Origin of the sequence: Kocuria palustris (assembly GCF_016907795.1) — a bacterium.
GTDB classification, from domain to species: Bacteria; Actinomycetota; Actinomycetes; order Actinomycetales; family Micrococcaceae; genus Kocuria; species Kocuria palustris.
Genome location: NZ_JAFBCR010000001.1, coordinates 1700525 through 1712911, shown reverse-complemented (window position 1 = coordinate 1712911; position 12387 = coordinate 1700525). Strand labels below are relative to the sequence as shown.

Below are 12387 nucleotides of genomic sequence, written 5' to 3'. Positions count from 1 at the left end.
CGGTGCGGCGCCCAGCAGGTGCTCAGCCGCGGCGGATCCAGGCGGTGGAGCGTCCGCTCAGGCGGCCGTCCTCCAGCGGGGCGCTGGTCAGCAGGACCTCACCCTGGGGCAGGTCCACCGACTCGGAGCCGAAGTTCGTCACGGACTCCCAGCCGCCGGGGCGCACGAGGTGCAGGACCTCGTCCGCGTCCAGGCCGCCCCACTCGAGCACCTCATCGCCCTGCAGCTGCCGGCGCAGGCTCAGCGCCTGCCGGTACAGCGACAGGAAGGACTCCGGCTGCTGCGCCTCCTGGGCGGCCGCATAGCGGGCGAACCACTCAGGCTGCGGAAGATGGGGCGGCCCGCCGAAGCCGTTGTGCGGCTGATCCGCATCCCACGGCAGCGGGACGCGGCAGCCGTCGCGGCCCTGGTCCACCCCGGGATTGCGGAAGAACGACGGGTCCTGGCGCTGGTGGTCCGCGATCTCCACGACCTCCTGCAGGCCGAGCTCCTCGCCCTGATAGAGGTAGGCGGAGCCGGGCAGCGCGAGCAGGAGCATGACGGCCGCACGCGCCCGACGCTCGCCGAGCTCCCGGTCGAGCAGCGGCATGCCGTCCTCGAGCAGCAGCCACTGCTGGGAGGCGACCTTGAGGTTCTCGCCGCCGGCGGAGTTGCGCGGGAACTCCCCCAGGGCCTGACGCAGCCCGCCGAGGTCCAGCCCGTAGCGGGTGGCGTGGCGGACGACGTCGTGGTTGGACAGCACCCAGGTGCTCGAGGCTCCCGAGCGAGCTGCCTCCGCGAGGTTCTTCCGGATGGCGCGGCGGAAATCGGAGGCGTCGAACGGGACCTCCAGCAGATCGAAGCTGAAGGCCTGGCCGAGCCCCTCCGAGCTGGCGTAGCGGGCCAGGCGGTCGGGATGGACCCAGGCTTCGGCCACGGCGGTGCGGGGAGGGTCGTACTCGTCGAAGACCTGGCGCCACTCGCGGTAGATCTCGTGGACCTCGTCGCGATCCCAGAAGGGATGTGCGCCCAGGGACTCGAACTCGTCCGGCAGCTCGGCGCTGGCCGGCAGCTGCTCGGGCAGGTCCTTGGCCAGCCCGTGGGCGACGTCGATCCGGAAGCCGTCCACCCCGCGGTCCGACCAGAAGCGCAGCGTGGTCAGGAACTCCTGGTGGACCTCCGGGTTGGACCAGTCGAAGTCCGGCTGCTCGCTGGCGAACAGGTGCAGGTACCACTGCCCCGGGGTGCCGTCCGGCTCGGTGACGCGCGTCCAGGCCGGGCCGCCGAAAATGGAGGTCCAGTCCGCCGGCGGCAGCTCGCCGTGCTCGCCTCGGCCCTCCCGGAAGATGTAGCGGGCGCGCTCGGGGCTGCCCGGCCCGGCGGCCAGCGCCTCCTGGAACCACACGTGCTGATCCGAGCTGTGGTTGGGCACGATGTCGACCACGACCTTGATCTGCCGCTCGTGCAGGGCCGCGACGAGCTCGTCGAAGTCCTCGAGGGTGCCCAGACGGGAGTCGACGTCGCGGTAGTCGGCGACGTCGTAGCCGCCGTCGGCCAGCTCCGAGGGATAGAACGGGCTCAGCCACACGGCATCCACTCCCAGGTCCCGCAGGTAGTCCGCGCGACGGGTCACGCCGCGCAGGTCCCCCAGGCCGTCGCCGTCGGCGTCCTGGAAGCTGCGCGGATAGACCTGGTAGACGACCGCCTGCCTCCACCAGTCCGGCGAGCTCCAGAGGGGGTTCGGCTGCGGTGCCTCGGAGGCGGGGATGCTCACAGGATCTCTCCTTCATGCAGGGGATGAACGCGGATGCGCTGAGGTCGGACGACGACGGAGCCCGACAGACGGACCCGACGCGCAATCCCACCAGGCTATCGACGCTCCACGACAGCCCGGGAACGGCGACGCGCACGGGCAGAGGAACATGCCCGGGAAACCATTGTGTGGCCCCCATCACCAAACGGGCCTACTCTGGGCCTCGGACCGACAGTCCGACGCCTCGAGGGTCCTGTGCCGCCATCAGCGCAGGTCACGGCGCTCTCGCGGGTGACGACAGGCACGATCTCATCGAAAGGCACCCCATGGCTCTCCAGTTCCCCGAGAAGAAGCATCTGCGTCTCGCGCCCCTGGGCCTCGTCCTGGCCGCCGGGCTCACGCTGTCCGCCTGCGGAGGTGGCGACGACGCCTCCTCCGACTCGTCCTCCTCCGACTCCAGCGCCTCGGAGTCCAGCTCGTCCGCCTCGGGCGGGGCGTCCGAGGGAGCGTCGGGCGGTGCCTCCGACGGCGCTTCGGGTGGTGCCTCCGCTGGCGCTTCCGCCGGTGCCGAGGGCGATGCCGCCGCCGGCGGGGCGGCAGGTGCTGAGGGCGGCGATGCCGCAGCCGGCGGTGAGGGTGCCGCTGGCGGCGATGCCGCAGCAGGTGCCGAGGGCGGCGACGCGGCTGCCGGTGCTGAGGGCGACGCCGCCGCCGGCGGTGCTGCTGGCGCCGAGGGCGGCGCAGGCGCTGAGGGCGGTGCCGCCTCGGGAGCGGTCGATCCGTACAACGGCGGCGTGCCGGAGTCCGTCGGCGTCGACCCGGGCGCGGCTCCGTCGATCCAGCCCGGCCCGTACACGGTCACCCAGGGCGACACCCTGGGCTACATCTCGACGCTGTCGGGCATCACGGTCGACGACATCGCGGCGGCCAACGGCCTCTCGAACGTCGACCAGCTCGAGGTCGGCCAGACGATCACCATCCCCGAGGCCGGCTGATCCCCAGCCGACTCGATCTACGGGCCTCCCTCTGACCAGAGGGAGGCCCGTCGTGCTGCGGGGGCGCAGAACCCGCGGCATCTCCTGGTCATCGCGGGTTCGGCCTGCCTACGGTTCAGGACATGAGCACTCACAGCACCACCCCGACCCCTACCGACACCGTCGACTGGGCCTTCGTGACCGAGGGCCCCTGCGCCGAGTGCGGCTTCGCCCCGGGACTGCGCGAGCTCTCCGCCGCCGAGACCCTTCGCGCCTCCGCCGCCTCGTGGCAGGAGACGATCGAGCGCGACGACGTCCGCGAGCGCCCGTCGGCTGAGGTCTGGTCCCCGCTGGAGTACGCCGCGCACACCCGCGATGTGGTGGGGCTGTTCCACGAGCGGATCTCGCTGCTGCTCGAGAAGGACGACCCGCGGTTCGGCTCCTGGGACGGGGAGCAGGTCGCCGTGGACTCCGACTACGGAGCCCAGGACCCGGCGGTCGTCGCCGCCGAGTACGCGCAGGCCGCCGATGAGACGGCCGCCCTGCTGGACGGCCTCGACGAGCAGCAGCTCACGCGCACGGGCTCACGGGCCGACGGCCGCGCCTTCACCGTGGCCGGGCTGATCGACTACCTCCTGCACGAGGTGCGCCATCACCTGCACGACGTCGGCATCCAGGCGCCTCGCGAGGGCGTCCAGGAGGCTGCGGCGGAGGCTGCTGAGCAGGCCCACGATCAGGACGCAGGAGCGTCGCAGTGACCGCGCCCCTGCGCGAGCTCGTGCGCGTCCTGCTGGACACCGGTACGCTCAGGCGCGCAGGCGCCTCCGTGCCCGAGCAGCCGCCCGTGGGCGGCTTCCGCACCGTCCCGGTCACCCTGGACTGAGGACGTTCCGGCGCCCGCGCCATCACCGGTGCCGCCGGTGCGCGCCCGTCGTCGTGGAACGAGGACCCCATGCCCTCCGTGCAGACCGATCTCTGGTTCGACACCCAGGCCCTCGAGGCCGCCGAGTACTGGACCTCCCTGGTCCCCGGCTCGCGGATCCTGGAGGTGTTCCACGACCACGGAGGCAACCCATTCACCGACGGCGAGGGTTCCGTGCTCTACGTCCAGTTCGAGCTCGGCGGCCAGCGCTACGGCGCCGTCAACGGAGGACCGCACTTCCAGCTCGACGAGTCCGTCTCCATCTCCCTGATGTGCGATGACCAGGCCGAGGTCGACCGGTACTGGGAGGAGCTGACCCGAGAGGGCAGCGAGTCCATGTGCGGGTGGTGCAAGGACCGCTACGGCATGAGCTGGCAGATCGTCCCGCGGGAGATGATGCGGCTGCAGGCCGACTCCGACCCGGTCGCCGCGCGGCGCTCCACGCAGGCCATGCTCGCCATGCGCCGACTGGATGTGCAGACGCTGCGCCGCATCGCGCTGCGCACCGAGGACCAGGACCGGATGCCCGCACCGGCCCCGGAGCAGGGCCGGGTGTCGAACCACATCGAGGGCGCGGTGCGCATCTCCGCCCCGGCGCACGAGGCCTGGGAGCTGATCTCGCGCCCGGGGTGGTGGGTCAACGACGGCCGGATCCGCGAGCACGAGATCACCTCGGACGGCGACCGCCACACGGTGACCGACCCCGTGCACGGCACCTTCGCGCTCACGGTCGAGGACAGGCTCGACGGCGAGTTCATCGCCTACCGCTGGGAGGGCTTCGAGGGCTCCGACGATCCTCGCACCCTCACGCAGTTCTGGGTCGATCCCCTGGACGACGGCTCGTGCATGGTCCGGATGCTGGAGTCCGGCTTCCGCGACGGCGGGGCCTCCGATGCCGCGCTGCGGCCGACCTACGACGACCAGGCAGGCGGCTGGTGCCTGGAGCTGCGAGCGCTGCGCTCGGCCCTCGACGGCTCCTGATCCCCGGCCGGCGCTGACGCGGCGTCGGCGCCCGGCAGCGCAGAGAGGCGGTCGGCCTCCGTCGCCGCCTCGTCGCCGGAGGACGGCCTCCGGTCGTCGGCGGACGTCGCAGGTGACGACGGCCGGACCTGCCAGTCCTGGCGAGTGCGCCGGGTCCGCCGAGCTGCGCGCAGCGCTCCCACGGCCACCGCGATGCCGATCAGCAGCGGCACCCACACCTTGGAGTACTCCAGCAGGAAGCCAGCCCACTCGGGCAGCTCGATGCTGGGCCAGGGGATCGACGGGAGGTCGATCTCCGGCCAGGGGAGGCGGGGCAGGCTGATCTGCGGCCACGGGATGCCGAGATCGGGCAGCAGCCGGCCCAGGAAGCTCCACACCGGATCGAGCAGACGGAGGATCAGCGGCAGCAGCACGATGCCCGCGATCGCCGCCCCCGCTCGCCCCATCCCCTCCATGAGCGGGTAGACCGCGCGCTTCCAGGGCGAGGCCTCCATGGCCGCCTGGCGACGTGCGGCCCACGATCCTTCCGGCGGTGCGAACTCGGCCACCTGGCTGCCGTCCTTGAAGCGGACGTGGGCGACCCGAGTCCCGCCGCCGACCGCCTTCACCACGATGCGGGGATCGGCGAACGAGAGCAGCAGGGACTTGGCCTCCGGGGCCGGCGCCTGGTCGGGCTGCTCGTCGGAGGATCCGGTGCGGGCGTCGTCGTCCTCCGGGTGCACGGCCACGCGATGCGAGCCGAGCTGCGAGGCCCGTGCAAGCACGCGGGTCCCGCGGAAGAACACGCAGCCCTTCTGCGGGCCCTCCATGTCGTCGCTGCGGAACTGCGGATCGACCTCGGTGAGCTGGGCACGATTGCCCACCGCCACGCTGAACGGCCCGAGCTGCGGGTGGTGCAGGCGCCAGATCTCCGGCTGAGGCCGCCCCGGCGCAGGCTGCACGACGTCCTGCGGGGCCTGAGCCCCCTCTTGGTTCTGCTGCTCGCTCGTCATGCTCCAGAAGCTACTGAGGACGACCATCTCCGGTCATCGGCCCCCGGGACGACTTCGGGCGCTCATCCTTCTGGAGGGGGCCTAGGCCTCTCTTCGCCGCGGATCATCAGCCCCCTGCCCGAATGCTCCTCGCCGTCCTACGCTGGGAGCATGGATCACAGCACCGGACAGCTCACCGACCAGGAGATCGCCGAGGCTCAGCTCGCCGACTGGAGCGTGGAGGACGGCGTGCTGCGCGCGTCGTTCGACACCGGCGACTTCCTCAGCGGCCTCAAGTTCGTCACCGCGCTGGCGGAGATCGCGGAGGAGGTCGGACATCACCCCGACGTCCTGCTGACCTACCCCTCCGTGCAGCTCTCGCTGATCAGCCACGACGTCGAGGCCATCACCCAGAAGGACGTCAACATGGCGCGGCGGCTCTCGGAGCTCGCCGCGCAGCTCGGCGTCTCCGCCGCCTGAGCGCGCGCGACCGCAGCACCACGCGGACCAGGGACCCCGCCGGATCGCACCGGCGGGGTCCCTGCGTCGTCTCAGCGCCCTGCGCTGTCCCAGAGTCCTGCGCGCCCAGGCCCCGGCCGCCTCAGGCGCCCAGCACGCGGATGGCCACCTGCACGCGGTTGGTGACCTCGAGCTTGGCGAAGATGCTGGCCACGTGCGTCTTGACCGTGGTGATCGACAGGAACATCTCCTCGGCGATCTCCGAGTTCGTCAGTCCCCGGGCCACGGCCTCGGCGATCTCGCGCTCCCGGGCGCTCAGGACGTCCAGGCCCGGCCCGGAGCCGACCTCGGGGCGGGATGCAGAGCCCTGCGGCGAGGGCTGCTCCCCGTCAGAGACGGACACGGAGCCCGGCCTCGCCTCTGGAGCGCCGAGCTGCCTGCCCTGCGCCGTGGCCACGGCGATCAGCCGCGAGAGCACCTGGGGAGAGACCGTGGAGCGGCCGGCGGCCGTCTCCTGGACGGCTTCCACGAGCTGGCGCGGCGGGGTGTCCTTGAGCATGAAGCCCAGCGCCCCGGCCTCGAGGGCGTCCAGGATGAACGAGTCGGTGTCGAAGGCCGTGAGCATCAGGACCTCGGGCGGCTGCGGCAGCGCGCGCACGAGCCGACATCCCTCGATCCCGTCGACACGGGGCATGCGGATGTCCATGAGGACCACGTCCGGGCCCAGCTGATCGGCGAGCTCGGCGGCCTCCGCACCGTCGGCGGCCTCGCCCACGACCTGGAGGTTCTCGGCGCCGTCGAGCAGCAGCTTCAGACCGGCACGCATGAGGGACTCGTCGTCGACCAGCAGGATGCGGACGGGATCGCTGTCTAGCTGCGGCATGGGATGCACGCCTCCAATCGGAACATGGTCTCGGTGCGCTCAGTGCTGATCGTCCCACCCAGACCGCGAGCGCGCTCGTCGAGTCCCACCAGGCCGAAGCCGCTGGGCTCCGGATGCGCGTCGGCGACCAGCGGATTGCTCACCGTCAGGGACACCGCCCCGGCGCGACGAGACCAGCGGACGGTCACCGGCGCACCGGGCGCGTGCTTGACCGCGTTGGTCAGCGCCTCCTGCAGGATCCGGTAGAGCGTGCGCGCCGCGGTGTCGGGCACGGCCTCGGCGTCGACGACCTCCTGGTCGACCACCTCGATCCGGGCTCCTGCCGCGCGGAAGTCCGCCAGCAGCTCGGGCAGCTGCCGCAGATCGGGCTCGGGCCGGGTGTCCCCGGGGTCGTCGCGCAGGATGTCGAGCACGGTGCGCAGCTCGGCCGACGCCGTCGCGGCCGTCTGCTGCACCAGTCGAGCGGTCGAGCGGACGGTGTCGCGGTCGAGGTCCTCGCGGTAGTCCAGCGCACCGGCGTACGTGCTGATCAGGGCCAGGCGGTGGGAGAGGGTGTCGTGCATCTCCCGAGCGATCCGGGTGCGCTCCTGCGCCCGGGACTGCTCCGCGCGGGCGTGCTCCTCGCGCACCAGGGCGGCCGCCTCCCGTCGGGCCGTCAGCGCCTCGACCTGCAGGGCCCGGATCCGGCGGCGGCGGGACCACCGGTACATGCCGATCAGCACAGGCACCAGGAGCATCACGGCCGAGACCCCGCACACCAGCAGGCCTTCGAACCACCCCTCGGCGGAGCCTTGGATGAAGTACCCGACGATGGTCGCGGCCACCGTGACGACGTAGACCAGCCCCGCCCACGACCGACGTCCCCGTGAGGAGATCGAGATCATGGTGAACAGCGAGGCAAGCCACGCCGAGGCCGAGAGGGACACGCACACGCCGATGATCAGGGCGGCGATCAGCGCCGAGCGGGGCTCGGGCCGGTCCACCAGCTCCGCCGGATCGACGGAGCCGTCCTCGAGCGCCTGCGCGTCGGTGAACCCGTGCCGCAGCGCCACGGGGACCAGTGCCACCGCGATCAGTCCCAGGACCACATCCAGGACCGAGAGCAGGACCACGGGCCGGCCCGGGCCGTACACGTCCAAGGGGTCCAGCGGATCGCCCTGGGTCAGCACCACGACCAGGATCAGCCCCCAGACCACCGGCCCGAGCAGGAAGGCGAGCAGCGTGAGGATCGCGGTGAACCACGGGCGCTGCAGCCTGCGCGGACTCCAGGGCTGACGGGGCGGCTCCGGCGCCGACGCAGCCCACGGGGCGGCGGTCTGGGACGTGGTGGCGGACATGGCTCTCAGCGTAGGAGCGCGCCGCGGCCGCGTCGCCGTCCGGAAGCATGAACGGGCCCTCATCCCATCCGACGAGATCCCGCCGCTCACGGCCCCAGCGAGCGGCATCACACCGGGAGCCTGAGCCCGTCGGTATACCGTGGAGCGCTCACCGGCCCTCTCGGGCCCCTCCCTCCACCGAAACTCGAGCTTCCCTATGCCCTCCTCCAGCCCGGCTTCCGAGCAGGCTCCCGATTCCGGCGACGCCGAGTACCCCCACGGCACTCACCCGGGGCTCGTCCCCGGCGTGGCCGTCGACGAGCAGCGGGTGCGCTACCGCACCGACAAGATCACCTTCGGGGTGGCCGGCGGCCTCATCGTCGCCTTCATCCTCTGGGGCGCGCTGTCCACCAAGAGCCTCACCTCCGCCTCGACCAGCGCCCTGAGCTTCACCGTCACCTACGGCGGCTGGATCTTCACGACCCTGGCGGCCGTCGTCCTGCTGTTCCTGCTGTTCGTGGGCTTCTCCCGCTTCGGGCGCATCCCGCTCGGCAAGGACGGCGAGCAGCCGGCCTACTCCATGCGCTCCTGGATCGCGATGCTCTTCGCGGCGGGCATGGGCGTGGGCCTGATCTTCTTCGGCGCCTACGAGCCTGTGACGTACTACATGACCCCGCCGCCGGGGCGTGCTGAGCCCGAGTCGCTGCAGGCCATGCACTCGGCGATGGCGCAGACGATCTTCCACTGGGGTCTGCAGGCCTGGGCGATCTACGCCATGGTCGGCGCGGCCATGGGCTACGCCGCCTACCGCCGCGGCCGTCCCCTGCTGATCTCGGCGATCTTCGGCCAGCGGGCACCGGGCAGCGTCTGGGGGCGGCTGATCGACGCCTTCGCCGTGATCGGCATCCTGTTCGCCACGGCCGCCTCGCTCGGGCTGGGCACCCTGCAGATCGGCCGCGGCGTGGAGGTCGTGGCGGGCATCGGCCCGGTGTCCAACGCCGTGCTGATCGGGATCATCGCCGTGCTCACCGCGTGCTTCCTGATCTCGGCCGTCTCCGGCATCGCCAAGGGCATCCGGCTGCTGTCGAACGTCAACATGATGCTGGCCGCAGCTGTCGCATTCTTCCTGTTCGTGGTCGGCCCCACGGTCTTCCTGCTGAACTTCATCCCCTCCGTGGTGGCCACGTACTTCGGCGAGATGTTCGACATGCTCTCGATGTCCGCCTCCAAGGGCCCCGACGCCGAGGAGTTCATGCGCTACTGGACCCTGTTCTACTGGGCCTGGTGGGTCTCGTGGGCGCCGTTCGTGGGCGCGTTCGTCGCGCAGATCTCGCGCGGGCGCACCCTGCGCCAGTACGTGACCGTGGTGCTGCTGGCCCCCACCGCCATCTGCGTGCTCGCCTTCTCGATCTTCGGCGGCACCGCCATCTGGCTGCAGCGCTCGGGCAACGACATCGCCGGAGCGGCCTCCCCCGAGGACATGCTCTTCCAGATGCTCGACGCCCTGCCGATGTCCCAGATCAGCTCGGTGGCCGTGATGATCCTGCTGGCGGTCTTCTTCATCACCTCGGCCGACTCGGCCTCCGTGGTCATGGCCTCGATGTCCCAGCGCGGCAACCCCGAGCCGACCAAGCCGGTCGTCGCCTTCTGGGCGCTGGCCCTGGCCGGCGTGGCCGCCGTGATGCTGGTCGTGGGCGGGGCCGATGCCCTGCAGGGGCTGCAGGACCTCGTCACGGTGGCGGCCCTGCCCTTCGCCGTGATCCTGCTGTGCATCATGCCGGCGTTCTTCCGGCTGCTGTCGACCGACCCCATGATGCTGCGCGTCCAGTACGCGCGGGTGGCGATCGACGACGCCATGCGCACGGGCATGTCCGAGCACGGCGACGACTTCGCCCTGGCCGTCAAGCACGAGACCGAGGGGTCCTCCGCCGGACGCGACTTCGACTCGACCTCCCCCGAGTACACCGAGTGGTACCGCCGCACCGACGAGAACGGCGAGCCGGCGGAGTACGACTATGAGAAGGACCGCTGGGCCGACGAGGCGACAGGCGAGATGTCGTCCGTGGAGGCTGCCGGCGAGTCCGGCTCCGAGGCCCCGTCCGGCACCGAGGCGGAACCCCGGGCCGACGAGCCCGCCCGCGGCAAGGCCCCCTGGACGCGCTGAGCGAGCGCATCCCGCACGACGACGCCGTCTGGTCGCCCTGCGCCGCGGCATTCATCGTCGAGGGGACCCATCGGACGCTTTCGTCGCCGAGGGGACGCAACTGACACCCTCCCAGGTGCAGGAAGGCGTCGGACGGGTCCCCTCAGCGCGTACGGGGTCAGCTACGTCCCCTCGGCGTTCCAGTTGACGCTCGACGACGCCCGCACCGCTTCAGCCGCGGGCGATGGCGACCGCCGAGCGGATGAGCGGGATCTGCAGCGGGACGCGCCCGATCGCGACGGCCTGAGCCGGCCACGGCTTGTCCCGCCAGTCCACGGCCATCTTGATGTTGCCCGGCCACACGCCCACGAGGAGCGCGGCCGACGCCGCACCGCCCAGCCGACGGGTCCGAGGTATAGCCAGCAGCCCGGCCACACCGAGCTCGGCGACGCCCGACCACACAGCCCACTGGCGAGGCGTCCCGGGCAGCGCCTCCGGGATGATGCTCTCGTAGACGCCGGGGACCGCCAGATGCAGCATGCCGGTCACGGCATACATGCGCGCCTGGCGGCGAGCCAGCGCGTCGGGCGACCTCCCCGCCGCCCTGGGGAGGGTCGTCACCGCAGTGGTCGACGCGGTGAGAGCCGAGGTCGCGGAGCTCCCGGCTCCCGACCTGCGAAGCCTGCGCATGGTGCATCGATGCTGGGCGAGCTGGCGCCGGCGCTCGGCACGGATCTGACGGGGCCGCAGAGAACTCATCATGCTTGCCATTCTGGCCCCGCACGGCGGCCGCCGTCGATCCGGCCGCTCAGCGGCTCCGCTGACATGCATCCCCTGCCGTGCGAGACCGGCGCCTCGGCATAGGCCTCAGCGCCCTCGGCTCCGAAGGGGCCGCGTCGGAGGAGAAGGTGACGTAGACGAGACGGGCATGGCTGCTGCCCTTCCGGTCGATTCCTGGATCGGGGTGAGGGCTGCCTCAGCGGCCCCAGGCCTCGCGCAGCACGCGCAGGGAGTCGATGGCACCCTCGGAGGTGGAGCCCACCGGAGCGACCATGATCTCGTCGGCGCTGGCGCGGGCCGCGAAGTCCTCCACGTACTGCTTGACCTGGGCGCCGTCGCCCACGGCCGTGTAGCGGATCATGTTGAGGATCTGCTGCCCGGCCGGGGAGTGCATGACCAGGTCGAGCTCCTCCTCGGAGAGCTTCCGGCCGCGTCCGGCCATCTGGCGCACGCGGGAGCGGCGGTACCACTCGAGCTCCTGCGCCGCGTCGTCCGGGTCGTCGCGACCCACGACGTTGACCGCGGCGATCACGTACGGCTCATCGAGCACCTCGGAGGGCTGGAACTGCGCGCGGTAGGCCTGCGTGGCCTGCTCGAGGGCCTCCGGGGCGAAGTGCGAGGCGAACGAGTACGGCAGGCCGTAGGCGGCGGCCAGGGTGGCGCCGAACATCGACGAGCCCAGGATGTAGAGCGGCACGTTCGTGCCGGCGCCGGGGACGGCGCGCAGGCCGGGGACCACGGACTCGTCGCGCAGGAAGGCCTGCAGCTCCTTGACGTCCTGCGGGAACTCCTCGGCGGCACGGGGGTCGCGGCGCATGGCGCGCACGGCGGCCTGATCGGTGCCGGGCGCGCGGCCCAGGCCCAGATCGATGCGCCCGGGGTGCAGCTCGGCGAGGGTGCCGAACTGCTCCGCGATGATCAGCGGAGCGTGGTTGGGCAGCATGACGCCGCCCGAGCCGAGCCGGATCGACTCGGTCTGAGCGGCGATGTGCGCGATCAGCACGGCCGGGGCAGCCGAGGCGATCGAGCTCATGTTGTGGTGCTCGGTGTACCAGACGCGCTCGTAGCCCAGCCGCTCGGCGGCCTGGGCGAGCTCGACGGACTCCTGGAAGGCCTCCCCCACGGTCTTTCCGCTGCGGACGGAGGCGAAGTCGAGGACGGACAGAGGAAGGGGCATGGCGCGGGCCTTTCGGGATCGCAGGTGCTTAGGTCTCTGACCCGTACAG

General features: G+C 71.8%; 12 protein-coding genes. 6 read left to right on the top strand and 6 right to left on the bottom strand.

Going from position 1 to position 12387, the window contains the following annotated elements:
• Positions 1-22 precede the first annotated feature (22 nt).
• Entirely contained in the window at positions 23-1753 is a 1731-nt protein-coding gene (locus JOE55_RS07635; RefSeq protein ID WP_204782522.1) for an alpha-amylase family glycosyl hydrolase, read from the bottom strand.
• 305 nt (positions 1754-2058) lie between these two features.
• Between JOE55_RS07635 and JOE55_RS07630 the strand changes: the two genes are divergently transcribed.
• The 4 genes from JOE55_RS07630 to JOE55_RS07620 all read left to right on the top strand — a co-directional run bounded on the left by JOE55_RS07630 (position 2059) and on the right by JOE55_RS07620 (position 4609).
• Positions 2059-2727, top strand: coding sequence for a LysM peptidoglycan-binding domain-containing protein (locus tag JOE55_RS07630; protein WP_204782521.1), 669 nt, complete (start codon positions 2059-2061; stop codon positions 2725-2727).
• Positions 2728-2849: 122 nt separating this feature from the next.
• Entirely contained in the window at positions 2850-3464 is a 615-nt protein-coding gene (locus JOE55_RS07625) for a DinB family protein (RefSeq protein WP_204782520.1), read from the top strand.
• Positions 3461-3589, top strand: a complete 129-nt coding sequence (locus tag JOE55_RS13335; protein ID WP_275580801.1) for a hypothetical protein — start codon at positions 3461-3463, stop codon at positions 3587-3589. The genes JOE55_RS07625 and JOE55_RS13335 overlap by 4 nt, the downstream gene beginning before the upstream one ends.
• Before the next feature lie 69 nt (positions 3590-3658).
• On the top strand, positions 3659-4609 hold the full coding sequence (locus JOE55_RS07620) for a VOC family protein (RefSeq protein WP_204782519.1): 951 nt from the start codon (positions 3659-3661) through the stop codon (positions 4607-4609).
• Here JOE55_RS07620 and JOE55_RS07615 read toward each other — a convergent pair.
• A complete protein-coding gene (locus tag JOE55_RS07615) occupies positions 4540-5601 on the bottom strand; it encodes a hypothetical protein (RefSeq protein WP_204782518.1) in 1062 nt (353 codons plus the stop codon). The two genes, JOE55_RS07620 and JOE55_RS07615, sit on opposite strands and share 70 nt — an antisense overlap.
• Before the next feature lie 150 nt (positions 5602-5751).
• Here JOE55_RS07615 and JOE55_RS07610 point away from each other — a divergent pair, with 150 nt between their 5' ends.
• Complete coding sequence (locus JOE55_RS07610) at positions 5752-6060, top strand: 4a-hydroxytetrahydrobiopterin dehydratase (protein ID WP_061712490.1); 309 nt, start codon at positions 5752-5754, stop codon at positions 6058-6060.
• A 121-nt stretch (positions 6061-6181) separates the two neighbouring features.
• Here JOE55_RS07610 and JOE55_RS07605 read toward each other — a convergent pair whose 3' ends face one another.
• Together JOE55_RS07605 and JOE55_RS07600 are read right to left on the bottom strand one after the other, a co-directional pair.
• Entirely contained in the window at positions 6182-6922 is a 741-nt protein-coding gene (locus tag JOE55_RS07605; RefSeq protein ID WP_204782517.1) for a response regulator, read from the bottom strand.
• A complete protein-coding gene (locus tag JOE55_RS07600; protein WP_204782516.1) occupies positions 6910-8259 on the bottom strand; it encodes a sensor histidine kinase in 1350 nt (449 codons plus the stop codon). Before JOE55_RS07600 ends, JOE55_RS07605 begins: the two co-directional genes overlap by 13 nt.
• 196 nt (positions 8260-8455) lie before the next feature.
• On the opposite strand from JOE55_RS07600, the gene JOE55_RS07595 reads away from it, so the two are divergent.
• Entirely contained in the window at positions 8456-10402 is a 1947-nt protein-coding gene (locus JOE55_RS07595) for a BCCT family transporter (RefSeq protein ID WP_204782515.1), read from the top strand.
• Positions 10403-10612: 210 nt separating this feature from the next.
• Here JOE55_RS07595 and JOE55_RS07590 read toward each other — a convergent pair whose 3' ends face one another.
• Together JOE55_RS07590 and JOE55_RS07585 are read right to left on the bottom strand one after the other, a co-directional pair.
• Positions 10613-10939 carry a DoxX family protein gene (locus JOE55_RS07590; protein WP_006215366.1) on the bottom strand — a complete coding sequence of 109 codons (327 nt, stop codon included), beginning with the start codon at positions 10937-10939 and terminating at the stop codon, positions 10613-10615.
• Between the two features lie 418 nt (positions 10940-11357).
• A complete protein-coding gene (locus JOE55_RS07585) occupies positions 11358-12338 on the bottom strand; it encodes an LLM class flavin-dependent oxidoreductase (protein WP_204782514.1) in 981 nt (326 codons plus the stop codon).
• Positions 12339-12387 lie beyond the last annotated feature (49 nt).

What these genes read in the sequence shown, in the direction of transcription:
- JOE55_RS07620 (WP_204782519.1), top strand. Translation starts at nt 3,659, where the DNA reads ATGCCCTCCGTGCAGACCGATCTCTGGTTCGACACCCAGGCCCTCGAG.
- JOE55_RS07590 (WP_006215366.1), bottom strand. Translation starts at nt 10,939, where the DNA reads ATGTATGCCGTGACCGGCATGCTGCATCTGGCGGTCCCCGGCGTCTAC.
- JOE55_RS07585 (WP_204782514.1), bottom strand. Translation starts at nt 12,338, where the DNA reads ATGCCCCTTCCTCTGTCCGTCCTCGACTTCGCCTCCGTCCGCAGCGGA.
- JOE55_RS07625 (WP_204782520.1), top strand. Translation starts at nt 2,850, where the DNA reads ATGAGCACTCACAGCACCACCCCGACCCCTACCGACACCGTCGACTGG.
- JOE55_RS07615 (WP_204782518.1), bottom strand. Translation starts at nt 5,601, where the DNA reads ATGACGAGCGAGCAGCAGAACCAAGAGGGGGCTCAGGCCCCGCAGGAC.
- JOE55_RS07595 (WP_204782515.1), top strand. Translation starts at nt 8,456, where the DNA reads ATGCCCTCCTCCAGCCCGGCTTCCGAGCAGGCTCCCGATTCCGGCGAC.
- JOE55_RS07600 (WP_204782516.1), bottom strand. Translation starts at nt 8,259, where the DNA reads ATGTCCGCCACCACGTCCCAGACCGCCGCCCCGTGGGCTGCGTCGGCG.
- JOE55_RS07610 (WP_061712490.1), top strand. Translation starts at nt 5,752, where the DNA reads ATGGATCACAGCACCGGACAGCTCACCGACCAGGAGATCGCCGAGGCT.
- JOE55_RS07605 (WP_204782517.1), bottom strand. Translation starts at nt 6,922, where the DNA reads ATGCCGCAGCTAGACAGCGATCCCGTCCGCATCCTGCTGGTCGACGAC.
- JOE55_RS07630 (WP_204782521.1), top strand. Translation starts at nt 2,059, where the DNA reads ATGGCTCTCCAGTTCCCCGAGAAGAAGCATCTGCGTCTCGCGCCCCTG.